Source organism: Mycobacterium sp. IDUB_36, assembly GCF_055419225.1.
The window spans coordinates 2,322,804-2,347,334 of sequence record NZ_JBVAXH010000001.1; the positions used below are offsets into that span (position 1 = coordinate 2,322,804).

Genomic DNA, 24,531 nt, shown 5'->3' on the forward strand with positions numbered 1-24,531 from the left:
GTCGGTCGCCGACTGAAAACTCAGCGGTTCAGTCGGCCGCGACTCTTGTTGCGCGAGGCCATGGTTGAGGAACCGGACGCAGCCGCACGCGTTGCGGCCACCAGAACCATGGGCCCAGCAGCGCGGCAAGCGATGGCGTCATCAGCGATCGGACCACCAGCGTGTCGAACAGCAGACCAAGCCCGATCGTGGTGCCGACCTGGCCGATGACGGTGAGGTCGCTGACCGCCATGCCCATCATCGTGAAGGCGAAGACCAGGCCTGCCGACGTCACCACCGAACCGGTGCCGGCCATCGACCGGATGATGCCGGTGTGCAGTCCAGCGTGAAGTTCTTCCTTCATCCGCGAGACCAGCAGCAGGTTGTAGTCGGCGCCGACTGCCAGCAAGACGATCACCGACATCGGCAACACCATCCAGTGCAACGGGATGCCGATCAAGTGTTGCCAGAGCAGAACCGAAAGGCCAAAGGATGCACCAAGACTCAGCACAACCGTTCCCACGATCACTCCCGCCGCCGCGACCGCCCGGGTCAGGACCACCATGATCAGGAATATCAAGATCAGCGCGGCGACCGCGGCGATCATCAGGTCATAGTCAGCGCCCTGCTGCATGTCCTTGAACATGGCCGCACTGCCGCCGATGTACACGGTCGAACCCTCCAACGGCGTGCCCTTGATCGCGTCCGCGGCGGCGACCCGCAGCGGTTCGATGTGCGCGGTGCCCTGCTCGCTCAGCGGGTCGCCCTGATGAAACACCGTGAACCGCACCGCATGTCCGTCGGGCGACAGGAACAGTTTGATGCCCCGCTTGAAGTCAGCAGTCTGGAATGCCTCGGGCGGCAGATAGAACGTCTCGTCGTTGCGTGCGGCGTCGAACGCTTGTCCCATCGCGGTCGAATTCTCTTGAGTGGCGATGTTTTGATCTTGTTGCGCCTTCTGCGCCTGATACTGATTGAGCAGATACTCTCTCTGATTTTTTATCGTCTGGATCATCGCCGGCATCAGCGCTGCCAGTTGCGGGGTGAGTTCCGCCAGTCGATTGATGTCTGGCACCAGGTCCTCGATGTCGTCGGACAATGTGCCGATGCCGTCGAGAGAGTCGAAGACCGACCGCAGTGCCCAACACACCGGGATGTCGAAACAATGGTGTTCCCAATAGAAGTAGCTGCGCATCGGGCGGAAGAAGTCGTCGAAGTCGGCGAGATGGTCGCGGATTTCACTGGTATCGGCCGAGGTGTTGGCGAATTTGTCCGCCATTTTGCGAGTCACGTCGGCCATCTGCAGCGTGATGCTCTGCATCTTCGTCATCGAGTCGATGGTCGTCTGCATCTCGTTGGCCTGCTTGAGGGTGTTGCCGATGACCCGCTGCTGGTAGTCGTTGTTCATCAGCTGACCGATACCGCTTTGGCCCAGCGTGTAGGCCAGCGACGCGTGTTCGATCGGTTTACCGTCGGGCCGAGTGATGGTCTGCACCTGCGCGATTCCATGTACGCGGACCATGGCCTTGGCGATCTTGTCGATCACCAGGAAGTCAGCGGGGTTGCGCAAATCGTGACCGGCCTCGACCATCACCAGTTCGGGATTCATCTTGGCATCGGAGAAATGTCTGTCGGCGGCAGCCATTCCCACGTTCGCAGGAACGTCCTCGGGCAGGAAGATCCGGTCGTTGTACGTCGTGTGATATCCGGGCAGAGTCAGCAAACCGACGAGAGCCAGCGCGGTCGCCATCACCAACACCGCCCCGGGCCAGCGCACCGTGGCCGAACCGACGCGGCGCCAGCCGCGGGCGCGGCCCCACCGCTTGGGTTCCAGGACTGTGCCGAAACGGGTGAGGATCGAGATGAGCGCCGGTCCGAGCGTGAGCGCGGCGGCGACCACGATCGCCATTCCGACCGACAGCGGAATGCCCATCGTCTGGAAGTACGGCAACCGTGTGAAGCGCAGGCACAGTGTCGCCCCCGCGATGGTCAGACCCGATGCCAGCACGACGTGTGCGGTGCCCTCGAACATCGTGTAGTAGGCCGATTCTCGATCTTCACCCGAACGCCGCGCCTCCTGATATCGCCCGATCAGAAAAATCGAATAGTCGGTGGCAGCAGCGATAGCGAGAGTCACCAGCATGTTGGTCGCGAACGTAGTGAGGCCGAACACCTGGTGGTACCCCAGGAAGGCGACGATGCCGCGTGCCGCTGACAGACCGATGACGACCATGCCCAGGGTGACGATCACCGTCACCACCGATCGGTACACCAGCAGCAACATGATCGTGATGACAGCGAAGGTCAGGCCTTCGATCATCTCCATGCTCGCGTCACCGACCGCGTTTTGATCCGTCGACGTGGCAGCGGGTCCGGTGACATAGGCGTGGACGCCGGGTGGCGCCTTCACGGATGCGACCGTCGCGCGGACGGCCTGCACCGACTCATTGGCAAGGGCCTCGCCTTGGTCGCCGGCGATATAGACCTGAACGTAAGCGGCTTTGCCGTCCATGCTTTGCGCGCCGGCCGCCGTCAAAGTGTCGCCCCAGAAGTCCTGGACGTGTTGAACGTGCTTGCCGTCGGCGCGAAGTTTCCGAACGATCTGGTCGTAGTACGCGTGTGCGTCGGCGCCGAGGGGACGAGCCCCCTCCAGCACGATCATCACGTTGCTGTTGGTGTCGTACTCCTTGAACACCTCACCGACGCGCTTGGTGGCGACGAGGGCCGGTGCGTCGTTCGGGCTCATCGAGACGGCGCGGAGTTTTCCGACCACCTCGAGTTGCGGGACGCTGGTGTTGAGGACCGCGACAACCGCTATCCACAGCAGGACGATCGGAACGGCGAAGGTACGCAGATAACGCGGCAGACGGGGACGGGCGGCGCGGTGGGTGACGGGGATGGCATCGGTGGTGGCCTCTTCCGTTACGACGCCTTCGGTGAGCGCGCTCATGCCGCCTTCACCAAGCAATAGGTTGCGGCATGCACTCCGTGTGCCGTCCTTTCGTCCTTGACGCGGTTGTCAACGAGCACTCGGCAACCGATTGCGCGGCCGTCACCTTGTGCCAGCAGATTGGGCATGACCGAGGGGATCGTGGTTTCCAGCCGTAACGACCACGGCAGGCTCACGTTCTCGGCTCGGCGGGGAACTCCGTGGAGGTCGGTGTAATTCACGATTGCGGTTGTGCCGCTTCCGAATACCTCGTAGACGACGACTTTGGGATTGAATTTCTCCGCGGTATCCGACCCCACCGGTGTCACCACCGCACCGTCGGAACCGAAGACCGATCGCAGGTGCGCCACGCTGACCAGGCCAACCGCGACAGCCACCACCACCAGGACTGGCAGCCACACCCGCTTGACCAAGGCAATAGCCGGCATAGCTGCCGGTTGAGCGCGTTTTGTGGGTGAATCCACGACGTGGCCTCTCGACGATGGACGCGGCAGATCAACCGTCGGCGGGCGATCTCGCTAGCCAATCTAAGTCTTTAAGTGGATAGAGTCAATCCACTTGTGGACGCGGGTAACGCAGGTCACTAAGCTGGGCCAGGTGAGCGAACAGCCATGCCGCGGCCTGCGGAAGGACGCGGAGCGCAATCGGCGCCGCGTGCTCGAGGCGGCCCGCGAACTGTTCGCGGTCAAGGGGCTGGAGGCGACCCTCAACGATGTCGCCCATTACGCGAATGTCGGTGTGGGAACGGTCTATCGGCGATTCGCCACCAAGGACGAACTGGTCGAGGCGATCTTCGAGGACAGCATCGACCAGGTGGCCGGTCTCGCCGAAGCCGCGCTGCAACACCAGGATTCGTGGGAGGGCTTCGTATCGTTCGTCGAGCAGCTGTGCGAGCTGACCGCTACCGACCGGGGTCTACGCGAGATGGTGTACAGCAAGGCCGGTGGTAACCGGGTCGAATGCGCTCGCGAACGGCTTACCCCGCTGTTGTCGACACTGGTGAAGCGGGCGCGCGACGACGGGCATTTACGGCCGGACATCGCTCACACCGACATGCCGATCCTCGGCCTGCTCGCCGGAACGGTCAGTGAGTGGGCCGGTCAGGTCGAGCCGCAATTGTGGCGTCGCTACGTGGCTCTTCTGCTCGACGGCATGCGCCTGCATGACAGCACGCAGCACCTGACGGTCAGCGCACTCGACGACGACCAGATGGACGACGCGATGCGGGGATGGCAGCCGGCGGGTTGATTCCCGTCAATCAGCAATAAGTCGGTGGATGCGGCCGTCGACGTCCGACAGCGGACGGCCTCCTCCGCCCCAGCGTCGAGCGATCATTTCTGCGGTGATCGACACCGCCGTCTCCTCGGGGGTGCGCGCACCGAGATCGAGCCCGATCGGACTGGCCAGACGGAGCAGGTCGGCATCGGCCACGCCGGCCGCGCGCAACCGGTCCATGCGGTCATTGTGCGTCTGGAACGAACCCATGGCGCCGACATAGCCGACGTCGAGCTGCAACGCGATGTTGAGCAACGGAACATCGAACTTGGGATCGTGGGTGAGCACACAGATTGCGGTGCGGCGGTCGAGTGCGCCGAGCGCTGCCTGTTCCGCCAGGTAGCGATCCGGCCACTCGACTACGACGTCGTCAGCGTCGGGAAAGCGGATACGCGTCGCGAAGACAGCACGCGCATCGCACACCGTGACCCGGTAACCCAGTAACGCACCCTGGCGAGCCAACGCGTGCGCGAAAACTGTTGCGCCGAATATCAGCATCCTCGGCCGCGGAGTCATGCTGGCGACAAAAACCCTCATGCTCGCGTGCTGACCCGTCCTGCCTGACCCATATGTCAGCGTTGCCGAGTGCGCTGCGCTGAGCAGCCCGCGCGCATCCTCGATCACAGCGGCATCGGCAAGCGACGATCCCAGCGTCCCGTCGACCCAATCCGGTCCGAGCACCAGCCGCCGGCCGACCACGCCGGGATCGGTGTGATCGATGACGGTTGCGGTCGCAGTCGGGTGGTTCGTAGCGACTTCGTCGGCAACCCGCTGCAGCTGAGGGAATGTCACCCGGGATACGGGTTCGGCGAACACGTCGATCTCGCCGCCGCAGGTGAGGCCGAAGGCGAAGGCATCGTCCTCAGCGATCCCGTATCGCTGCAACATCGGGCGCCCGGTTAGGCGGACCTCGCACAACAGCTCGTATACCGCTGCTTCCACGCATCCACCGGACACCGAGCCCGCGACCGTCCCGTCGGGCGCAACCACCATCGAGGCACCCGGTGGACACGGCGCCGAGCCTCGTTGGTCGACGACAGTCGCTACACCGGCGGTGCCGCCCGATTGCCAGATTGACACCAGGTCGCTCAGTAACTCACGCACCAGCGCTACCGGCCTGTGGCATGTCCCGGATGCGAAGGCCCACGTTTGCGACATCATGTGTGTCATGGCGGACAACGCAGTTGGTCGCCGTGTCGCCGGGGTGTTGCTGGCTGCGGGGGCGGGCCGGCGGTACGGCAAGCCGAAAGTGCTTGTCGACGAATGGCGAACAGGCGCGTTGACGGCGTTGCGTGACGGCGGCTGCGATGTCGTCATCGTGGTCCTCGGTGCGGCGCAGGTGCCGGTGCCCGACGGCGTCATCACCGTGACCGCCTCTGACTGGCGGGACGGCCTGAGCGCATCGTTGCGCGCCGGCCTGCGGCAGGCCGATGCGCTCCGCGCCGAATACGCCGTGGTGCATGTTGTCGACACACCGGATGTCGATGCGACCGTGGTCTCGCGAGTTCTGACCCGCGCGTTGACTTCCCGCAGCGGACTGGCTCAGGCTTATTTCGGTGATCGGCCTGGCCACCCTGTTGTTTTCGCGCGACGCCATTGGCTCGATGTGTTGTCCAGCATTGCCGGCGACCGGGGGGCCGCCGCCTTCCTCCGCGCCCGTCATGACGTCGAGATCGTCGAATGTGCAGATCTCGCCACCGGCCTCGACTACGACGAACCCGATTAACCGACAGCGACGATCGTCACTCACCATAGTCACGTGGTCAGCCCGTTTCCGCGGTCGACAGCAGCTGACTCCAGCGCCTGACCACGCTGTGGCGGACGAGGTCGACTTTGAATGTATTCTGCGAGAGCGGTTTTGCACCGCTGACCGCCAGCTGTGCCGCCGTGTGGAATGCCGCTGTGTCGGGCCGCTTTCCGACCAGGCTGTTTTCGGCTTCGTACAGTCGCCAGGGAGAGGCAGCCACGCCACCCAATGCAAGGGCGGCTGCAGTGATCACATCGCCGTCGAGGTGCAAGCCAGCCGCGACCGATACCAGAGCGAAGGCGTAGCTATGGCGATCGCGGACTTTGAGGTACCAGGAATGGTCGAACAGCCGCGACGGTGGCAATTCGATTCCGATTATCAGTTCGCCGGGTTTCAAAGTGTTGTCCAACTCGGGGGTACGGCCTGGGAGTGCGAAGAACTCGTCGATCGAGATAATGCGCCGTCCCGTCGAATTCTGCACATGCACAGTCGCATTCAGGATCGCCAGGGCGACCGCCATGTCTGACGGGTGAGTCGCTACGCAGTCATCGCTGTGACCGAAGATGGCATGCTCGCGATTGAATCCGTGTCGTGCCGCGCAACCAGTGCCCGGGCTGCGCTTGTTGCATGACACGAAGGCTGTCTGCATGAAGTAGGGACAACGGGTGCGCTGCAACAGGTTTCCCCCTACCGTGGCCATGTTGCGCAGTTGGGTCGTGGCTCCGCTGAGAATCGCATGAGACAGCACCGGGTACTGGGTGCGGATGAGTTGGTGGTTGGCGAGCGCACTATTGGTCACGCATGCCTCTACGAATACCCCGCCGGTCTCTGTCGACGTGACTGACGTCAGCTCTAACCGTCGGAGATCGATCAGAGCCGTGGGTTGTTCGACGCTACCTTTCATCAGGTCAAGGAGATTTGTGCCGCCGGCGAGATACTTCGCTCCGACAACGGCGGCGGCGTCGATGGCGTCCTCGACGGAGCTGGCATGCCGGAAGTCGAAAGCCTTCACGATTCAGCTATTTCGGCGGCGGTCTCGATCGCTTCGACGATGTTGGCATAGGCGCCACAGCGACAGATGTTGCCGGCCATCCGTTCCTGGATTTCTTTCCGGGTCAGCTGCGAGCATCCCTGGATGACGTCGTGGCGATTGCCGTCGAAAGTCGCGGTACTCAGGTCACCGCGGTCGAATTCCGCAAGCATTGCGTGAGCGGACGAAATCTGTCCCGGCGTGCAGTAGCCGCATTGCAGTCCGTCGCAGTCGAGGAACGCTTGCTGCACCGGATCCAAATCGGAGTCACTGCCGATTCCTTCGATGGTGATCACGTCGGATCCGTCGATCGATGCCGCCAATGTCAAGCAGCTCAGTACGCGCTCGCCGTCCACAGCGACGGTGCACGCACCACACAATCCGTGGTCGCAACCTTTCTTGGTGCCGGTGATGTGCAGCCGCTCTCGAAGCAAGTCGAGCAGCGTGGTTCGGATGTCGGCAACGATCTCGTGGATCTCACCGTTGACACGAAGCCGCATCGTGTGTCGGCGGCCGTCGGTGAATTCGTCGGCAGACCAATGGCCCGTCATGCACTGTCTTTCGGAGGACGGTAGGGAGACATGAGATCCTCGATGGTGATCGGTAGGTCGCGCAGTCTCTTGCCGGTGGCGTGGTGCACGGCATTCGCGATCGCGGCGGGCACCCCACATATCCCGATTTCCCCTATGCCGCGCACGCCGATCGGGTTCAGGCCGTAGTCGGGGTGGTCGATGAAGGAGATGTCGAACTCAGGGAGGTCGGCATGTGTCGGCACGTAGTACTCCCCGATCGGAAGTGCGGTCGCCTCGTCATACGGGATCTGTTCGAGCAGCGCCATACCAAGGCCGAAAGTGATGCCGCCCATCACCTGGTTGCGGGCGAGCATCGGATTGAGCACTCGTCCGCAGTCCATCACAGCCACCCACCGGGTGACGCTGACGCGGCCGATGTGCTCGTCGACCTCGACCTCGCAGAAGTGTGCGCCGAAAGACTGAAATGCCTTGGCGTGCTGGCCGCCGGCGTCGCTATCGACCGTGAAGCTCAGATCATTTCGGTATGCCGAAGCGGCTACCGGATCAACGGTGGTGATATCGACCTCGGCAGGATCTGAGCCGAAGAACGGAGAGTCGGCATCCCGCGTCAATGCACCGGCGAATCGGCGCCGCCACTCGGTGGCGGCCGCGAAGACAGCGGAGCCGACGGTGGCGGTGGTCTGCGAAGCACCGCTGTAAGGCGCAGCGGGAAACAGGGAGTCGCCAGATACAAAGCTCACCCGGTTCATCGGAATACCGGTGACATCGGCCGCGACCTGGGTCATAACGGTGCGCACTCCATTACCGACTTCATGTGTGGCCGAGGCGAATTGAACGAACCCATCAGAGTCGGTGACGACTCGACAGCCAGCCGGCATCCGTCGACCCGGGTAGGTAGCGGTCGCCATTCCCCATCCGATCTGGACGCCGTCACGTCGTATCGATCGCGGCGCTGTGGGCCGGTCTTGCCAGCCGAAACGACGTGCACCGTCCTGGTAGCACTGCAGAAGGTGCTTGCCCGACCACGGTTTGCCGCTCGCTTGATCGACGTCGGCGTGGTTACGGATCCGCAGATCGAGCGGGTCGAGATTCATCCGCTGGGCAAGTTCATCGATGGCTGACTCCAGCGCAAACAGGCCCGGCGTCTCTCCTGGGCCGCGCATGAAACACGGGGTGGGCGCGTTGATACGCGCGGTCCGGTGAGACACCTCCAGGTGCGGCGAGTGGTACAGGAATCTGGTGGAAAGCCCCGTGGGCTCACAGAAGTGCGCCACGGTCGAGGTCTCGGTCACGGTGTGGTGTTCGGTGCTGAGAATTCGGCCGTCCTCGTCGGCAACCAGCGTCACGTCTTGGTCGGTGCGTGGTCGATGCCCGGTCGACGTGAACATCTGATCGCGCGTCAAGACCAATTTCACCGGGCGGTCGATCGCCCGAGCGGCCACCGCACACAGCACGACGTGCATCCAGAGGAAGCTTTTCGATCCGAAGGCGCCACCCACCAAGGGCGACACGATGCGAATCCGGTCCTCTGGCATGCCCAGGTAGGCTGCCAAGGCCGTTCGTTCGCCACCGATCCACCGGGTGCTGTCGTGAATCGTCAGATGATCGCCCTGCCACTGCGCGATCGTCGCCGACAGTTCCATGGGGTAATGGGCATTCATCGGTGTCGTGTAGCGGGAAACCACGCGGCTATCGGTGTTATTCGGGTCGGGCGGACGACCCCGTCGGTCCTGCAGCTTCTCCTCCTCGAGCTTCACGAAGTGATCGGGAAGGTAACTGCCGTAGCGGATCTGGCCGTCGTTCCGATCGGTTGTCGACGGCTCGGCAAGCACAGCACCCGCGCTCATCTGCGCTGGTACCACCTCGTAGTCGAGTGAAAACAGCGACGCCGCATCGGTGGCGTTTTCCAGAGTGTCAGCGACCACGACGGCCATGTGCTGGCCGACGTGCTGAACGTTCACGTCCGACAGTGGCGGGCGACGTTCCATGGGAAAGTCAGCGGTGAGGCCAGCCGGAAGAATGTTCAGCGGCGGACAGTTCAGCGGCGTCAGGACGTGAAGGACCCCGGGTGCCTGCTCTGCCCGGACGGCGCTCGCGCGCAGCGAATCCTCGGTGACACGCCCGTGCGGAATCGTCGACTGCACCAAGACCGCGGTAGCGACCCCGGGAACGATGACGTCGGCGGTGTAGCGGGCCCGGCCGGTCACCTTGTCCACGCCTTCGACGCGGCTCACCGCACGTCCCACGCTCGTGCGTGCTGCTGGCATGCTCCGCGTGACCTCTCGCCCCGGCCTGATCGTTCTCGGGGTGACTGGGCGCAGGAGTACCGCGACCTGTCACGTGATCGATGCTAATGGTGTGACGTCGAGGACCGCAGAATTCAAGCGATGTGGTACGGCAGGCCCGCGACGCGACGCGGTCGCTACAGCCTCGCCGCCGCGGATAGGGTGCCGATGTGGATGACTACACGACTTACGACGCGGTAGGTCTGGCGCAGCGCGTTCGATCCGGAGACGTCACCCCGGCTGATCTGCTCAACGCGGCGCGGGCGCGGGCAGCGGAGGTCAATCCGCGCATCAACGCGGTTGTGGTGGATGTCGACCCGCCTCGCGCGGGCGAGGCCGACGCCGTCTTCGCGGGTGTGCCCTTCCTGATCAAGGACTTGCATCAAGACCTCGCCGGCTACCCGACCAGCGGCGGGTCACGATCTCTCGCCAACGTTGTCGCCCAGGAAAATTCGACCGTCGTCCAGCGCTGGCTGGACGCGGGATTGGTGATCTTCGGCAAGACCAACACCCCGGAGTTCGGCCTGAAGGGTGTCACCGAGCCGGAGCTCTTCGGGCCGGCGCGCAACCCGTGGAACACCGACCACACACCGGGCGGATCGTCGGGCGGATCGGCCGCCGCAGTAGCGGCGGGAATCGTGCCGTGTGCCGGGGCCAGCGACGGTGGCGGTTCGATACGCATACCGGCCTCGGCGTGTGGCCTGTTCGGGCTGAAGGCGTCGCGCGGGTTGATCCCGGCCGGGCCCGCTTTCGGCGAATACCTCGGCGGCAGCGCCACCGACGGTGTCATCTCACGCTCGGTGCGCGACAGCGCCGCGATGCTCGAGGTGCTTGCCGGTCCCACCGCCGTCTCGCCCTACCTTGCTGCTCAGCCCGCCGGCCGCTACACCGACGACGTCGGACAGGACCCCGGCCGCCTTCGGATCGGCGTATGTACCGCAAGCGCGATCAATCCCGACCCGCACCCGGAAGCCGTTGCCGCAGTGGCGAATACCGTGGAGCTGCTGGTCCGCGCGGGGCACGATGTCACCGAGCTGTCGCAGCCCCCCGTCGACGATGCCACGCTGGCCAAGGATTTCCTCACCACCTGGTTCGTCGCCTGCGCTGCCAGCGTCGCCGGCGTCAAAGCCCAAACCGGCTGCAACGATTCGGGTTTCGAGATCGACACCCGCCTACTCGCCGCGCTCGGTCGAGCCACCAATCCCCTTGACCTCTATAGCTCCATCGAGAGTCGTCACACCCACGTTCGGCGGCTCGCTGAATTCCACAGCTCCTACGACCTGCTGCTGACCCCGACGACCGCAACCCCGCCGCCCCGGATCGGGGCGTTCGACCTGCCGCCGATCGTGCGCCGCGGCCAGCAACTCCTGCTTGCCACCCGCGGCGCGGGACTGCTGCGGCTGACGCCGATCGTGGATCAGATTGTCCAGGAAAACCTGCGGTGGGTGCCCTACACGCAACTGGCGAACATCACCGGTCGGCCGGCCATCAGTGTTCCGCTGCACTGGACGCCGGACGGTCTGCCCGTCGGGTCCCAGTTCGTCGGAAAACTCGGTGCGGAAGGCTTGCTCATCCGACTCGCCTCGCAACTCGAGCAGCTGCAGCCGTGGGCGGACCGTCGACCCGACCTATGATCTGCGTGCTCGATACCTCTCCCGACAACGGCGTGATTGCTGAGGTGTAGATGAAGTTGCGGCGGGTGCGAACCGACGACGGTCTCGAATTGCAGGCGCTGCAAGAGACCGGAAACTGGGAGCGCCACCCCGATCGATCAGCGCTGGGCGGGCCGGTGTTCGACGACACGTGGGAATTGGCAAGAGCCGACCAATCTTTGGCTCTCAGCGAATCGCTGCTGCCGTTTCAGCCGGCGTCTTTTCGTGATTTCATGCTCTACGAGCGGCATGCGGTGGACGCCGCGCGTGGTCTGGTTCGCCGCTTCCATCCTGGCCAGTACCGCCTGATCCAACTCGTGGAGGCTGTCACGCGACGTACGTTCCCGATGCTCAAGCCCGGTCGGCTGTGGCATTCCCAGCCGGTCTACTACATGTCGAACGCACTGACCTTCGTGCCGTCCGGCACCCCGATCGAGGTGCCCTCGTACAGTGGCGCGCTGGATTACGAGCTCGAGCTCGGTTTCGTGTTGGCACAGCCCCTGTTCAACGCGACACCGGCCGAGGCGCTGAGCGCCATCGGAGCATTCGTCGTCCTCAATGATTTCAGTGCCCGCGATGTACAAAGAGCCGAAATGGCAACTGGTTTCGGCCCACAGAAAGCGAAGCACTTTGCCAGTTCGCTCTCCGAGGTGGCCGTGACCGCCGACGAGATATTGCCGCGCCTCGATCGTTTGCACGGGACGGTGTCCATCGACGGTAGGACGGTGTCCACTGTGTCGAGCGCCGGGATGACGCACAGCTTGGGCGACGTGCTCGCCCACGCGTCACGCAGCGAACACCTGCTACCCGGTGAGTTGTTCGGCACGGGCACACTGCCCGGTGGCAGCGGGATGGAAACCGGCAACTGGTTACAGCCCGGGGACACCATCACTTTGACGATTGACGGCGTGGGCGTCATCGAGCACCGCATCCTCACGCGGTGATTGCCGGGCCGTACACGCGCGGTGTTGAACATCCGTTGGTCACTGGACTTCGAAGACGTCGAAGCAGACCAATCCGGGCATGCGGGTGCCGGTGCCGATGAAGACGTGGTTGTTCAACCGGCCCAGCCGTGGTGCCGCGGTCTCGAAGCTCGGCGTACTACGGAAATAGATCCGGGCCGGGTCCACAGGCTCGTCGCGGAGCAGCTGGTTGAGATCTTCTGCTGTACCGCAACGGATTCCCGCGTTTCGCACGAGCACCGTTTCTCCCTGGTCTGACTCCAGTAGATAGGTGGCCAGTACCGTTATTTCGGTTGGGCTTCGGACGCATTGGACGTCGGCACCGCCGGGTAACACCCGCCCGGTCATCACAGGTCCCTCGACACGGCCGCCGGTGATCGGGACGACGCGGCGATAGCCCAGGGGTGTCGGTCCGACCTCGATACCTTGTGCCACCGTGACCCGTAGCTGAAAGACATGTTGCAGCACAGGGCTGTTCGCACAAGGCTGGGTTTCCGGCGTCATGGTGTGGGATCCTCGGCGATGGACCCGAGGATCGTGTCGGCACACAGTCTGGGATCGTCGATCATCGGAACGTGCCCTACGCCGGGCAACACAATGATTCGTGCGTGGGGCAGTCTTTCACGCGCGGTCGGCAGATACGCGGCGGGCGGAAAGATGCGGTCGTTGCCTGACCAAGCGACGGTGATCGGGCAGGTAAGCGATTCCAGTGTCGCCAAATATTCAGTGGTGTTCAACAGGTCCTCGGCGGCTGGGCAGCCCACCACGTCCTCGAAGGCGTGCACGGCCTGCTCGACAGACATACGCTCGCCATGCACCGCGGCCGTGAACATCACGAGACGTCGCACTGCAGCGATTCCAAGTAACCGCGGTGTGAGATGGCGGGTGGCTACGGCCAGCGTTCTCATGCGGCGCAGTTGTTTTCGGCTGCGGTCGGGGCCGCCTACCGAGGGCCACAGTCCGGCCGGGGACAGGGCGCACACCGATGCTGCGCGGCCTCGACGTGCCAGTTCGACGGCAATCCATCCACCCATCGAATTGCCGGCCACGTGCACGGTGTCCAGCCGGCGACCGTCGAGCAGACGTTCCACGGAGTCCGTCAGACGGCTGATCGTGGCGGGCGTCGCGATCGAGACCCCGCCGCGGTGCCCCGCGAGGGTGGGCACAATGAGGTCGAAGCGGTCTTCTAGCAACGGTGTCACGCTGGCCCAGGCGGCGGCCGACATGGTGACTCCATGAAGTAGCAACAGCGGAGATTCGGCGGTCAACGGTTCTCACAGGAGGTCGTGGGTTGCACTAGCGCTGCCGCGCTAGTTTCGGCGGTCGGCGAACCCGGCGGGCAGCGCCTCGGGCGCGACGTTGATGATCGACTCGTCGTCAGCGCCAACGTCTTCGATGAAGGTGATCGTCGCGAATTCAGGCACCACGTAGATCGGATAGGTAGGACCGGCGTCGCGGTATGCGCGCATCTCGTCGAGGTGATCGTTTTGATAGAGCACCGTCTTGTGTCCGTCGGTGCGGATCCAGTCGGGGAAGAAGATGGTTCCGTGCAACCGGCGCAAACCGGGCAGCACATCAACGACGACGCTGGTGCCGGTGGGCTCGGTCCACGAGATCTTGTAAACATCGGGAGCCAGAGCGACGAGGTCGACGGTCTGGTCGCGCACCCAACGACCGCCGACGTGGCCGGAGTGGATCCGGTAGTCGATGGTGGTGAGATTCTTGACGTACATCTCGTATCGCCAGCCGTTGGCGTAGGTGTAGATGAAGTGGTGTCCAACCAGGCCACGGGCGTCACCGTCAGCGGGTGGATGCAGATCGCTGTCGTCGGGCATAGAATGAGTTTAGAACAAAATAGTTTTGTGAGGAACCCTTTGGCTGAACCGCCGTCGCATCCCAGCACCGCTGCGGAGCTTTCCCGCATCCTGGGCCCGCTGCGTCGGGTGGTGTTGAGGACCACCCGGGCAGCCGAGGGCCTACCCGACCTCCCGGACGCACACATCGAGATTCTGCGGACGGTGGCCGGCAGTCCCGGTATCACTCCGCGAGCGATCGCCGATCGACTCGGGTTGGCGCGGCCCACGGTCAGCAACGTCATCCAGACAATGAAGCGAGCGCGTCTGCTCGCTCTGAACCGCGACGACAACGACGCACGAGTCGTCCACGTCACCCTCACCCGTCACGCAGCCCAACTGCTGCGGGGATATGACGCCGCCAGCGAGCGCCTGCTGTCCGAAGCTCTAGGCCAACTCAGCACGTCTCACCGGGCCGCGATCACTGCAGCCATACCTGCCTTGATCGCACTGCAATCGACGCTCACCCTCCAAGCGACAGCCACCGATCCGGTCGCTGCTTCACTCCCGCACAATTCGACGTCGTAACGAGGTCATACCTAGGACGAGGCTTCGCCCTAGAGTTCAGCGTCGAAGTCAGCGATCCTCGTTGGCGTCGCCGGGATGTGGCACGTTGTTCTCGTCGACGTAGGCGTCGTGATCGGTGTCGACACCCTGGTGGTCACGTGGACCTTCGTTGGATCCCTCGGACTCGACACCGTCCACGGCGTCGCTGGGCATCGTCATGTGAATCCTCCCGCTCGTCGCGGCGGGCTCGTCCCGCCGGACTGTAGTTCGGGGGAAGTGTGCCCCGTCTGCCGTGCCCCGAACCCGGCAAGATTTACCGGCAAGAAGCAAAATCAGTCCATCGATATCTGCCGCTCAACGTAGAGGTCCAGGTGAGAGAAGCCATGTCCGACGAGTTGATCTTCGCCGACGCAACCACGCAGGCACAGTTGGTCCGTTCCCGGTCAGTGTCTTCCGTCGAACTGATCCATGCGCACCTGGCGCGCATCGACGAGACGAATCCCGCGATCAACGCCGTCGTGACCATCGCCGACGATGCCCTCGACGCGGCATGCGGCGCGGACGCCGCACTGAAGGATGGCCAGGCCGTCGGCCCCCTGCACGGCGTGCCGTTCACCGTGAAGGACTCCGTCGACACCGCAGGCGTGCTGACTCAGCGTGGCTCGCCGATTTTCGCCGGTCGACTCCCCACCGCAGATGCCACCAGCGTGGCCCGCATCAAGGCCGCGGGCGGGATCCTGCTGGCGAAGACGAATCTTCCGGAGTTCTCGTATTCGACCGAGAGCGACAACTTGCTCACCGGTCGCACGAACAATCCCTGGAACCTCGACCGCACCCCCGGCGGGTCGAGCGGCGGCGAGTCGGCTGCCATTGCAGCCGGGATGAGCCCGTTCGGTATCGGAACCGACCTCGCGATTTCCGTGCGGGGCCCGGCCGCCCAGACCGGAATCGTTGCACTCAAGCCCACCCATGGCCGCATCCCGATGACCGGCATTTGGCCCCGCGTACCGCGCAGGGATTGGCACGTCGGCCCGATGGCGCGAACGGTACGCGATGTGGCCTTGACCTACTCGCTGCTCGCCGGACCCGACGGTGAGGACGGTTTCGCAGTCACACCGGCCGATTTCGACAGTGGTGTCGGCCCCAGCCCACACCGTCCGCTACGCGTGGGTTGGCTCGTCGACTCGGGTCTGGGGCCGGTCGACCCCGAGGTCGCCGCGACCGTCCGCGCGGCAGCGCAGGCACTTGCGAGCACCGGGGCGCACGTCGAGGAAGTCACGATTCCTGCGCTGCAACGCGATAACCCGTTGGTTCTGTTCAATTTTCAGCACGTCATGGAGCTCAAGCCTGCGATGGCGGCCGCGGTCAGCGGTAACCAGGACAAGATGTTCACGATGTCGAAGTACATGCTCGGCACCCCTGACACCTCGATGCAGGACTACGTCGCGGCAGAGCAGGGCTTGGAGCGGATCCGCGACGGGTACGCGGATTACTTCACCCGCTACGACGCGCTGCTTCTACCAGTACTTCCCACACCCGCGCACCGGCACGGTCTGACGGAATTCGTCATCGACGGTAAAACGGTCGACGCCACGCACATTCAGACATTCACCGTGCAGTTCAACATCACGGGCCTGCCGGCGCTGTCGATGCGGTTCGGCACCAGCGGCGATGGCCTCCCGATCGGAGTTCAAATCGCCGGCAGCTGGCACGCCGAGTCCACAGTTCTGTACCTCGCCTCGGTCCTGGAACGGATCAGTCCCGTGCGAGACCTTCATCCCGCCATATGATTTCGGAATCGCCGCCGCGTAGTTGCATCACCGCGTGTGGTGCGCGCCTTCACGGACCGATTCGCTTCCCCGATTTCTGGCAGCGCTGCGAGCAGTAGATCACCTGATCCCACTGCCCTCGTTGTCGCCACTTCTTGCGATTGGCGAACGGGCGCCCACAGGCCACGCAGATCTTGACGTCCTCTTCTCGTTGCACGATTCAGCTATACCCGGCCGTCAACTCAGTGCCGCGGGGATGGCGTTGTCGATGAGGACGACGGCGATGGGCTGAAGCGGTGGCGAGGGTTTTGGTGTCGCCTCGGACGACTCGAGCTACGTCAACGGGGTGGAGTTGGTGGTCGACGGCGGCACCGCAGCGATCTGACGGAGGACCTTCGCCTCAGACCGGCCACACCTCGCGGCGCCAGGCGGCGTCCCAAAACATCCACTCGTAACGGGCCGTCGTTGCGAAATGAGCCCGGGCCCGGGCCTCGTCGGCAGCACACAGGGTCGGGCCGACATCGTCGGCCAGCGCCAACACTTCAGTGACGATGGATTGGTAGTCGGCGTCGGCGTAGGTGTCGATCCAGCGCTGGTACCGCGGATCCGGAGAACCGCGCCCGACGAGTCCGGCGCCCACCTCGGCGTAAATCCAGTAACACGGCAGCACCGCAGCGAACCCCTCGGCGAAGGTGCCACGAGACGCAGTCGCCGACAGGTAGCTCGTATAGGCCAGGGTGGTCGGGGCCACCGGGATGTCCCCGATGTTCTCGATGCCCAGTTCGGCCAGCAGCGACTCATGCAGTGCGAGTTCGACTTCGGCGGTGCTGGCGGCGTGCCGGGCGAACATGCCGACACCGGCACGTGTCGGCGCCTTGCTACCCACAACGGTCAGCGTGCGAGCAAATTCCTGTAGATAGTGGGCGTCCTGCACGATGTAGTAGGTGAAGCGCTCCAGGTCGAGGCTGCCGTCGGTGAGGCCGGCCAGGAACGGGTGCTTCACGATCGACGCGTAGGTGCCGGCAACCTCAGCCCACAACCGTCCGGTCCAACCGGCTCGCGTCACGAAGCTCAGGCCCGCACCGGGAGGGCTAGCAGCGGGTTGTACGGACTACTCACGACCTGGCCGGGCTCGACACCGGGAATGAACTTGCGCCAGTCGCCGCTCACCATGGTCGGGCTGGGCACCACCCGGACACCGTCAGCGAAATACGTTGTGGCAAGCGCCATCCGAGCGACGGTGGTGCGGTTCGCACCGGCGGTGTGGAAACAGCTCGCGGCGTGGAAACTGACCTCGCCCGCCGCGAACGGTCCGTCCTCCACCCGCACGGCGTGGCTGCGGAAGGTGTCCGACACACCCCGGTCATAGGAGGTGCCGTGCTTGTCGAATTCGACGTCGGCAACCAAGGATCCAACCTCGGCGCCGCGTGCGAACGCGAGCGGTCCCATTTCGCGCGGGGTGGGTTGCAAGGGGATCCATGCCGTCAGCACGTCAGGTGAATCGAGCGGAAAATGATGGGCGTCGTAATGCCACGGCGTGCGGCCTGCGCCCGGTTCCTTGGACAGCGCGTTGTCGTGATAGAGCCGTACCTGTGGGGTTCCCAACAGGGCCGCGCAAATGGATCCGATGCGCGGCGAGACGACTGCGGCGTGCATCAGATCGTCCTGCAGCCACATCATTTCAAGACTCTGAAAACCCACCGAGGGGTCGACCGCGGCATCGAGCATCGTGCGCATCCGAACCCGGATGCGTTCCAGCGTGCCTGGTGTCAAGACGCCGGGCAGCTTGATGAACGACTCCGCCTGAAATCGCTCGACCTGCGCCGCCGTGACCGGATAGGGGTCGGCCAACTCGGCCAGCATCTCGCGGTCGGAAGGCAGCGGGCCGGGATCGTGTGGCGGCGGATCCACCAGGGGGCCGTCGGAAGCCGGGCCGTCCGCAAGCGACATGTACCAGTCCCACCACTGGTCGTTGCCGCGGTCCCACTCGACGGCGACGTCAGAGGCGGCGCCCGCCGCTGTCGACGCTGACAGGTGGGGATTGCGAATCACGGCTGCTCCCAGGTGATGAGGTGTGCCTCGTGCTGAAACTCATAGTCTCCATTGGGTTCTCGACAGCCTGCCAGATAGTCGGCGAGCGGCTCTCGTCGCTCCAACTCGTCCAGCGACACGGCGTCGTCGAACGCGCAGCGCTGGAGGAACCCCTCGACGACGGCCCGATCGCTTGACCCGGTGCGGTAATGAATTGCCTGCACCTCGATCGGCGCCCCCGCTGCGCGGAGGGCCGAAGCCACGCCTTCGGCGTCGGTATAAGGCGTGGCGTCGGGGGCGAATGCCGCGCGGTAGGCGTCGTAGAAGGCCAAGTAGTGCGAAGCGGACGATGCTTGCGCGACGGCGCCGAAACCGCCTGGTCGCAGTGCCGCAACCATCCGGGCCACGCCGGCAGCCAGCTCGGCGGGCGGCAGCGCGTACAGCGCGTGCATGGCCCAGGCCACGTCGTACCCGGTACCGGTGAAGTCCTGCAGGAACACCTCGTGTTCTCCGGCGGCGACGAACGGCGGGGCCAGTGCCGCCCGCGCCTCGGCGATGCTGAACGCGGACGGGTCGAGCAGGTCTACCTCGACGACGGGCCGCGCCGGCAGCCCGGCAGCGAGCAGAGCCGAGGGGAACTTCCCGCTTCCGCAGGCGACGTCGAGCAGCCGAAGTTGAGCGTCGGGCGCGTGCCCACCCAGGTCGGCGCCCCAGTCGCGGGCTGCTGCGAGCTGCCGGTAGTCCTCCCTGGCGAGCGCGTAGAAGGACTCCATTTCGGCCCGTCCGCTCTCGCTCCAATGGTCCAAGCTGCGTCGGGCGGTATCGGGCCGGGTCATAACTCACCATAACCACGGATCCGGGCGGCCTGCCCGCGGCGGAGATGCGTCAGTTTGCTCCGGCTCGGAGCGGGGAACACGGGCGCGTGATAGTTCAGAGTCGAACCACCGCACTTGACCGGCTACGGAAGCAGGTCGTCGACGAACCGCCGCTCCCGGTGCTGTCGGGCGAGCGGTACGCGCTCACCCATGCGCGGTACGAGGCTGCCAGCGATCAACGCCCCCGTCTGAAGGATTGGCTGGTACGGGTGCTTCCACCGCTGCTGGCCGACTGCGATCCGGTGCGCATCGTCGGAGTCGGTGTCGGGGACGGCAGTATCGACGCACCGCTCGCGGCGGTGCTTGCCGCCGACGGCCGCCGCGTGCACTACACGGGCGTCGAGCCACACGCCCCGTCTGCGGTGGTTTTCGCCGAGCGGCTGAATGGGCTTAACGCTCAAGGGCTTACCCCCACCGTCGTCATCGGGAATTTCACCGACCACGAGGCGGGGCGACCCGCCGATCTCGTGCACTTCGTGCATTCGCTGTACTACGTCGATGATCTGTCAGCCGCGCTCGACCACGGACTGAGCATGGTCCGGCCGGGCGGGTTGCTGCTGGCCGCCACCGCACCGCTGGAGCCGCTGTGCGTCCTCACCGAACTCCTCTGCCCGTGGGACACCCGGCAGCCGTGGTTCGCCGACGACGTCCGCGCCGAGCTGGACGTGCGCGGTCTCTCGGTTCGCGCGGAAACCCTCGTTGCACATCTTGACCTCCGCGAAGCCTTGGCGGATCCGCTCGGGCGAGGGGAAGCGGTGCTCGACTTCTTGGTCGGTGCACGTATTGCGGCGCTGGGGCGCGCAGCCCGCGAGCTGTTGATCGACTATCTGCGCGACATCTCCCTGCCCGGGAAACCCGGTGTGGTGCCCCACCCGTTGGACATCACCATCGCACGCGTTCCGTGACTCCTGCTGTGGACGTGAGCGCCGGCTTCATCGCCGGCCTGCCCAAAGCAGAACTACACGTCCACCTCGAAGGAACACTCGAGCCGGAGGTGATGCTGCGGACCGCGCGGGCCAACCGCGTCGACCTGCCGTGGCGATCGGTCGAGGAGATCCGTGCCGCCTACCGCTTCAGCAGCCTGGAAGACTTCCTCGCCGTGTTGTTCCGGGTCGGCCAGGTGTTGCGCCGCCGGGAGGATTTCTACGATCTCACGCTGGCCTATCTGCAGCGGGCCGCCCAAGAGAACGTCCTTCGCGCCGAAATGTTCTACGGTGCACAAACTTTCCTCGACCTGGGCGTCCCGATCTCCGATCAGCTCGGGGGTGTGTTCCAGGCGATCGACGACGCCCGAACCGAGTGGGGTATCGACGGTCAGGTGATCTGCACAGCGCAGCGTCAGCGTTCGGAGGCAGAGGGTCTGGAGTTGCTCGACCTGCTGGATCCATGGGCCGAGCGCATCCTCGGGGTGGGCCTCGGGTCGGCCGAATTCGGCCACCCGCCAGGCAAATTCGCTCGATACTTCGACCGGGCCCGCACGCGCGGGTACCGGACCACCGTGCATGCCGGCGAGGGGACGCCGGCGTCCTACGTCACCGAAGCACTGGACGTCTGCCTACCCGACCGGATCGACCACGGCGTCGCGGCCGCGGACGACGACGCGCTGATGCGACGGCTCGCCGACACCGGCATCGCCCTCACCATGTGCCCGTTGTCGAATCTGGCACTGCAGGTGGTGCCTGACCTGGCTTCGCATCCCCTACGCCGACTCCTGCATGCGGGCGTGCGGGTGACGATCAACTCCGACGATCCACCGTTCTTCGGCGGCTACGTCAACGCCAATTATCTCGCCGCCTCCGAGGCGTTGTCGCTCGACATCGATGACTTTATTACGTTGGCGCACAACAGTTTTACCGCGAGCTTCGCCGATCCCAGCGATGTGCACGGGTGGACTGGCCGCCTCGATGCGTATCGAGTCGCGCAACAGGTGTCATGAGCTCCTGTAACCTTCGCCAGAGGGAGGTCCGAGATGACACGATCGAGCCGTTCGGCTGAGGAGGTCGATCCGGGCCCGGTCCAGCTGCAAGCCCGCAAGGTGCACTTCGACATCACCGACGTGCCGCTGCACTGGATTCCCGGCCATCCCGTCGCCTCGAATGTGATAGGCCTGCTCAACCTGATCCTGCCGGCGGCCGAGCGGTGGTTTGTCGCGACGTACAACGAGGCCCTCCCCTTGGTGAAGGACCCGAAGCTGGCCGAGGACATGCGCGGTTTCATCGGTCAGGAAGGTGCACACGCCGAGGTCCACGAGCGGCTGCTGCACGAATTCATGGAGGAACGCGGCGTAGATCCCACGCCGATGCTGGACCAGATGGAGTACATCTTCACCAAGGTGCTGGCCCCGTCGACCTCCGAGGACCCCAAGCGCCGGATGAACCACCTGTGTGACCGGCTGTGGTTCATCGCCGCCCTCGAGCACTACACCGCGGTGATGGGTGACTTCGCGTTGAATTGCAGCTGGGACGACCACGGCGCCGATCCGACGATGGCCGATGTGTTCCGCTGGCACGGCAGCGAAGAGGTCGAGCACCGCAGCGTCGCTCACGATGTCGCGGTGTACTTCCACGACAGCTACGTCGACCGCATCGGCGCCATGGTGATGGCGATGATCGGTATCTTTTCGTTCTTCCAGCGCGGCGCCACATTTCTGATGAAGGCCGACCCGAATGTGGACATCGGCTGGTGGAAAACGCAACGCCTGCGCGTCCGCGACTCCAAGCTGGGTCTGCTTCCCAAGTACAGCAAGCTCTTCGGCTCCAACACGCTGGCCTACTTCCGGCCCGGATTCACCCCGGACCGGATGGGATCGACAGCGCAGGCGGTCGCCTACCTGGCCCGGTCGCCTGCCGCTCGCGCGGCGCACATGTGATGTCGCTTCGCGACCGCTACCGGCGGCTGCCGCCGAGCATGTCCGGACGGTTGCGCCACGACGTTTTCGTCGGTCTGATCGATGCGGCCGTGTCCGGGGTGTGGAAGGTGTCGGGCAACATCCGGCAGATGGCGGCACCGCGCGTATTCGACCGCACCGTCACGTTGACGGTGGCGGACCGGCAGGTGGTCGCCCACGACCAACAGGTGGTGGCGCTGACTCTCACGTCTGCGGACGCTGGGCGACTGGCGCCGTGGCGCGCGGGTGCGCACTTGGACATCCACTTGCCGAGCGGACTCGTGCGCCAGTACTCGCTCTGCGGCGACCCCGCGGTCACCGACGCCTACCGGATCGCGGTCCGTCGGATTCCCGACGGCGGCGGTGGCTCGATCGAGGTGCACGACGCCCTGAACGTCGGTGCGACGGTAACGACCAGCGGTCCGCGCAACGCGTTTCCGCTGACGGTGCCCGGTTACGGCTCGCCGTCCAGACGGCTGCGTTTCATCGCCGGCGGTATCGGCATCACGCCGATCCTGCCGATGCTGGCCACGGCGGCGCGTCTGGGCGTCGAGTGGTCGATGGTCTACGTCGGCCGCAGCCGCGACAGCCTGCCATTCGTCGATGAAGTCGACCGGTTCGGGGACCGGGTCGAGATCCGCACCGACGACCGATCCGGCATTCCCAGTGCTGAGGAGCTACTCGGTGACTGCGCGGACGGCACCGCCGTGTACGCCTGCGGGCCGCAGCCGATGCTCACCGCGATCCGCGCAACTCTGGCCGGCCGCGACGATGTCGAACTGCATTTCGAGCGGTTTGCCGCACCCCCGGTGCTCGACGGAACCGAATTCGAGGTCACCGTCGCGTCATCGGGAGCGACGATCACGGTCGGCGCCGACGAGACGCTGCTCGCCGCGCTGCGGCGGGCCGAGGTGCCGACCCCTTATTCATGTCAACAAGGCTTCTGCGGGACATGTCGCACCCGGGTGCTCGACGGTGAGGTCGAACACCGAGACACCCTTTTGACGACTCCAGAGCGCGAGAGCGGCATGATGCTGGTGTGCATATCCCGTGTGGCGTCCGGCGGACGGCTCACCCTCGATCTCTAGGCGTCGCGAATCCCCCTTCGCTGCAATGGTATTGACTCTGTTCCTGTAGCCGCGGCGTAAGTCGAATGACGCCGCGAACAACAACCCCGGTGACCGCGGCGTCAGAACTTGCGTAACAACGTCCGGCACCGGGTACTCGCCCGACCATGCCAAAGATCGGATACTTCCTGTCGTGCGAGCAGTTCGGCCCCCACGAGCTCATCGATCAGGCCAAGCGAGCCGAAGCGGCCGGCTTCGAATCATTGTGGATTTCAGACCATTTCCATCCGTGGAACGACGACCAGGGCAACAGCCCCTTCGTGTGGGGTGTGATCGGCGCACTGTCGGAGGCCACCTCGCTGCCCGTCTCGACCGCTGTCACCTGCCCCACGATCCGGATTCATCCGGCCATCATCGCGCAAGCTACAGCGACCGCCGCGGTCCAACTCAAGGGCAAGTTTGTGCTCGGTGTGGGTAGCGGGGAGGCGCTCAACGAGCACGTGCTTGGCGACCCGTGGCCTTCGGTGGGCGTGCGGCTGGAGATGCTCGAAGAAGCCGTCGAGGTGATCCGACTTCTTCTCGGAGGCAAAGAGGTAAGCCATCATGGAACCCATTACGAGGTGCAGGAAGCGCGGATCTACACACTGCCCGAAGACCCCGTGCCGATCTACGTGTCGGGATTCGGGCCGCAGGCCGCGAAGTTCGCCGGTCGCATCGCTGATGGATTCGTCACCGTGACCCCCGACGCCGATCTGGTGAAGACATTCCGAGACGCCGGTGGCGGCGACAAGCCAGTCCAGGCCGGCACCAAGGTCAGCTGGGACCGCGATGCCGACAAGGCCCTCGATGCGGCGCATCGACTGTGGGCCAACGAAAGTCTGCCCGGTCAGCTCGCCCAGATCCTGCCGCGCCCCCAAGATTTCGAGGCCGCAATGCACTTCGTGCCCAAAGAGACTGTCGCCGAGTCGATAACGGCGGGCTCGGACCCCGAAAAGCATGCGGCTCAAATACGCGCGTACCTCGACGCGGGCGTCGACGAAGTGTACGTACAGCAGGTCGGCCCGGACATGGACGGATTCTTCCAAGCCTGGGAACGCGACGTGCTGCCGCTGCTGCGCTGAGTTCGATC

The 24,531-nt window shown here is 64.7% G+C and carries 25 protein-coding genes; 11 read left to right on the top strand and 14 right to left on the bottom strand.

Annotated features, from left to right (window positions below):
* Window positions 1-28: 28 nt before the first annotated feature.
* Window positions 29-2,929 carry an MMPL/RND family transporter gene (locus ACZYW1_RS11420; protein WP_463785820.1) on the bottom strand — a complete coding sequence of 967 codons (2,901 nt, stop codon included), beginning with the start codon at window positions 2,927-2,929 and terminating at the stop codon, window positions 29-31.
* Window positions 2,926-3,357, bottom strand: a complete 432-nt coding sequence (locus ACZYW1_RS11425; RefSeq protein ID WP_463785822.1) for an MmpS family transport accessory protein — start codon at window positions 3,355-3,357, stop codon at window positions 2,926-2,928. The genes ACZYW1_RS11420 and ACZYW1_RS11425 overlap by 4 nt, the downstream gene beginning before the upstream one ends.
* A 169-nt stretch (window positions 3,358-3,526) precedes the next feature.
* On the opposite strand from ACZYW1_RS11425, the gene ACZYW1_RS11430 reads away from it, so the two are divergent.
* Window positions 3,527-4,177 (top strand): TetR/AcrR family transcriptional regulator, encoded by a 651-nt coding sequence (locus ACZYW1_RS11430; protein WP_463785825.1) that lies wholly within the window; start codon window positions 3,527-3,529, stop codon window positions 4,175-4,177.
* Window positions 4,178-4,183: 6 nt separating this feature from the next.
* On the opposite strand, the gene ACZYW1_RS11435 is transcribed toward ACZYW1_RS11430, so the two are convergent.
* The gene (locus ACZYW1_RS11435; RefSeq protein WP_463785827.1) at window positions 4,184-5,308 is read right to left on the bottom strand and encodes an XdhC family protein; all 1,125 of its coding nucleotides are present in this window, start codon (window positions 5,306-5,308) and stop codon (window positions 4,184-4,186) included.
* A gap of 64 nt (window positions 5,309-5,372) precedes the next feature.
* Between ACZYW1_RS11435 and ACZYW1_RS11440 the strand changes: the two genes are divergently transcribed.
* Window positions 5,373-5,930 (top strand): nucleotidyltransferase family protein, encoded by a 558-nt coding sequence (locus ACZYW1_RS11440; protein ID WP_463785829.1) that lies wholly within the window; start codon window positions 5,373-5,375, stop codon window positions 5,928-5,930.
* A gap of 37 nt (window positions 5,931-5,967) precedes the next feature.
* Here ACZYW1_RS11440 and ACZYW1_RS11445 read toward each other — a convergent pair whose 3' ends face one another.
* The 3 genes from ACZYW1_RS11445 to ACZYW1_RS11455 are packed head-to-tail and all read right to left on the bottom strand — an operon-like array spanning window position 5,968 to window position 9,748.
* Window positions 5,968-6,963, bottom strand: a complete 996-nt coding sequence (locus ACZYW1_RS11445) for an FAD binding domain-containing protein (protein ID WP_463785830.1) — start codon at window positions 6,961-6,963, stop codon at window positions 5,968-5,970.
* Window positions 6,960-7,532, bottom strand: coding sequence for a (2Fe-2S)-binding protein (locus ACZYW1_RS11450; RefSeq protein ID WP_463785832.1), 573 nt, complete (start codon window positions 7,530-7,532; stop codon window positions 6,960-6,962). Before ACZYW1_RS11450 ends, ACZYW1_RS11445 begins: the two co-directional genes overlap by 4 nt.
* The gene (locus ACZYW1_RS11455; RefSeq protein ID WP_463785834.1) at window positions 7,529-9,748 is read right to left on the bottom strand and encodes a xanthine dehydrogenase family protein molybdopterin-binding subunit; all 2,220 of its coding nucleotides are present in this window, start codon (window positions 9,746-9,748) and stop codon (window positions 7,529-7,531) included. Before ACZYW1_RS11455 ends, ACZYW1_RS11450 begins: the two co-directional genes overlap by 4 nt.
* Window positions 9,749-9,969: 221 nt before the next feature.
* Here ACZYW1_RS11455 and ACZYW1_RS11460 point away from each other — a divergent pair, with 221 nt between their 5' ends.
* Both ACZYW1_RS11460 and ACZYW1_RS11465 read left to right on the top strand, forming a co-directional pair.
* Window positions 9,970-11,433, top strand: a complete 1,464-nt coding sequence (locus tag ACZYW1_RS11460) for an amidase (protein WP_463785835.1) — start codon at window positions 9,970-9,972, stop codon at window positions 11,431-11,433.
* A gap of 50 nt (window positions 11,434-11,483) precedes the next feature.
* On the top strand, window positions 11,484-12,395 hold the full coding sequence (locus ACZYW1_RS11465; RefSeq protein WP_463785837.1) for a fumarylacetoacetate hydrolase family protein: 912 nt from the start codon (window positions 11,484-11,486) through the stop codon (window positions 12,393-12,395).
* A gap of 39 nt (window positions 12,396-12,434) precedes the next feature.
* On the opposite strand, the gene ACZYW1_RS11470 is transcribed toward ACZYW1_RS11465, so the two are convergent.
* Genes ACZYW1_RS11470 through ACZYW1_RS11480 form a run of 3 tightly spaced genes read right to left on the bottom strand, consistent with a single transcriptional unit; the run spans window position 12,435 to window position 14,248 of the window.
* Window positions 12,435-12,917, bottom strand: a complete 483-nt coding sequence (locus tag ACZYW1_RS11470; RefSeq protein ID WP_463785839.1) for a DUF3237 family protein — start codon at window positions 12,915-12,917, stop codon at window positions 12,435-12,437.
* Window positions 12,914-13,681, bottom strand: coding sequence for an alpha/beta fold hydrolase (locus ACZYW1_RS11475; RefSeq protein WP_463785841.1), 768 nt, complete (start codon window positions 13,679-13,681; stop codon window positions 12,914-12,916). The genes ACZYW1_RS11470 and ACZYW1_RS11475 overlap by 4 nt, the downstream gene beginning before the upstream one ends.
* A gap of 42 nt (window positions 13,682-13,723) precedes the next feature.
* Window positions 13,724-14,248: a phenolic acid decarboxylase gene (locus tag ACZYW1_RS11480; RefSeq protein ID WP_463785842.1), complete on the bottom strand. Its 525-nt coding sequence runs from the start codon at window positions 14,246-14,248 to the stop codon at window positions 13,724-13,726.
* Window positions 14,249-14,275: 27 nt separating this feature from the next.
* Between ACZYW1_RS11480 and ACZYW1_RS11485 the strand changes: the two genes are divergently transcribed.
* Entirely contained in the window at window positions 14,276-14,794 is a 519-nt protein-coding gene (locus ACZYW1_RS11485; protein ID WP_463785843.1) for a MarR family winged helix-turn-helix transcriptional regulator, read from the top strand.
* Window positions 14,795-14,842: 48 nt separating this feature from the next.
* On the opposite strand, the gene ACZYW1_RS11490 is transcribed toward ACZYW1_RS11485, so the two are convergent.
* Window positions 14,843-14,992, bottom strand: coding sequence for a hypothetical protein (locus ACZYW1_RS11490; RefSeq protein WP_463785845.1), 150 nt, complete (start codon window positions 14,990-14,992; stop codon window positions 14,843-14,845).
* A 164-nt stretch (window positions 14,993-15,156) separates the two neighbouring features.
* On the opposite strand from ACZYW1_RS11490, the gene ACZYW1_RS11495 reads away from it, so the two are divergent.
* Window positions 15,157-16,563 carry an amidase gene (locus ACZYW1_RS11495; RefSeq protein ID WP_463785846.1) on the top strand — a complete coding sequence of 469 codons (1,407 nt, stop codon included), beginning with the start codon at window positions 15,157-15,159 and terminating at the stop codon, window positions 16,561-16,563.
* 49 nt (window positions 16,564-16,612) lie between these two features.
* On the opposite strand, the gene ACZYW1_RS11500 is transcribed toward ACZYW1_RS11495, so the two are convergent.
* The 4 genes from ACZYW1_RS11500 to ACZYW1_RS11515 all read right to left on the bottom strand — a co-directional run bounded on the left by ACZYW1_RS11500 (window position 16,613) and on the right by ACZYW1_RS11515 (window position 19,409).
* Window positions 16,613-16,759, bottom strand: a complete 147-nt coding sequence (locus ACZYW1_RS11500) for a DUF2256 domain-containing protein (RefSeq protein WP_463785848.1) — start codon at window positions 16,757-16,759, stop codon at window positions 16,613-16,615.
* A 183-nt stretch (window positions 16,760-16,942) separates the two neighbouring features.
* Window positions 16,943-17,617, bottom strand: coding sequence for a thiaminase II (tenA, locus tag ACZYW1_RS11505; RefSeq protein ID WP_463787802.1), 675 nt, complete (start codon window positions 17,615-17,617; stop codon window positions 16,943-16,945).
* A complete protein-coding gene (locus ACZYW1_RS11510) occupies window positions 17,614-18,594 on the bottom strand; it encodes a phytanoyl-CoA dioxygenase family protein (protein ID WP_463785849.1) in 981 nt (326 codons plus the stop codon). The genes tenA and ACZYW1_RS11510 overlap by 4 nt, the downstream gene beginning before the upstream one ends.
* Window positions 18,591-19,409: a class I SAM-dependent methyltransferase gene (locus tag ACZYW1_RS11515; RefSeq protein ID WP_463785851.1), complete on the bottom strand. Its 819-nt coding sequence runs from the start codon at window positions 19,407-19,409 to the stop codon at window positions 18,591-18,593. The genes ACZYW1_RS11510 and ACZYW1_RS11515 overlap by 4 nt, the downstream gene beginning before the upstream one ends.
* 86 nt (window positions 19,410-19,495) lie before the next feature.
* Between ACZYW1_RS11515 and ACZYW1_RS11520 the strand changes: the two genes are divergently transcribed.
* The 5 genes from ACZYW1_RS11520 to ACZYW1_RS11540 all read left to right on the top strand — a co-directional run bounded on the left by ACZYW1_RS11520 (window position 19,496) and on the right by ACZYW1_RS11540 (window position 24,523).
* Window positions 19,496-20,353 carry a class I SAM-dependent methyltransferase gene (locus ACZYW1_RS11520; protein ID WP_463785852.1) on the top strand — a complete coding sequence of 286 codons (858 nt, stop codon included), beginning with the start codon at window positions 19,496-19,498 and terminating at the stop codon, window positions 20,351-20,353.
* Window positions 20,350-21,384 carry an adenosine deaminase gene (gene add / locus ACZYW1_RS11525; RefSeq protein ID WP_463785853.1) on the top strand — a complete coding sequence of 345 codons (1,035 nt, stop codon included), beginning with the start codon at window positions 20,350-20,352 and terminating at the stop codon, window positions 21,382-21,384. The genes ACZYW1_RS11520 and add overlap by 4 nt, the downstream gene beginning before the upstream one ends.
* Before the next feature lie 33 nt (window positions 21,385-21,417).
* Entirely contained in the window at window positions 21,418-22,317 is a 900-nt protein-coding gene (locus ACZYW1_RS11530) for a metal-dependent hydrolase (protein ID WP_463785855.1), read from the top strand.
* Entirely contained in the window at window positions 22,317-23,423 is a 1,107-nt protein-coding gene (locus ACZYW1_RS11535; RefSeq protein ID WP_463785857.1) for a PDR/VanB family oxidoreductase, read from the top strand. Before ACZYW1_RS11530 ends, ACZYW1_RS11535 begins: the two co-directional genes overlap by 1 nt.
* 146 nt (window positions 23,424-23,569) lie before the next feature.
* Complete coding sequence (locus ACZYW1_RS11540) at window positions 23,570-24,523, top strand: TIGR03557 family F420-dependent LLM class oxidoreductase (RefSeq protein ID WP_463785858.1); 954 nt, start codon at window positions 23,570-23,572, stop codon at window positions 24,521-24,523.
* Window positions 24,524-24,531: the final 8 nt, after the last annotated feature.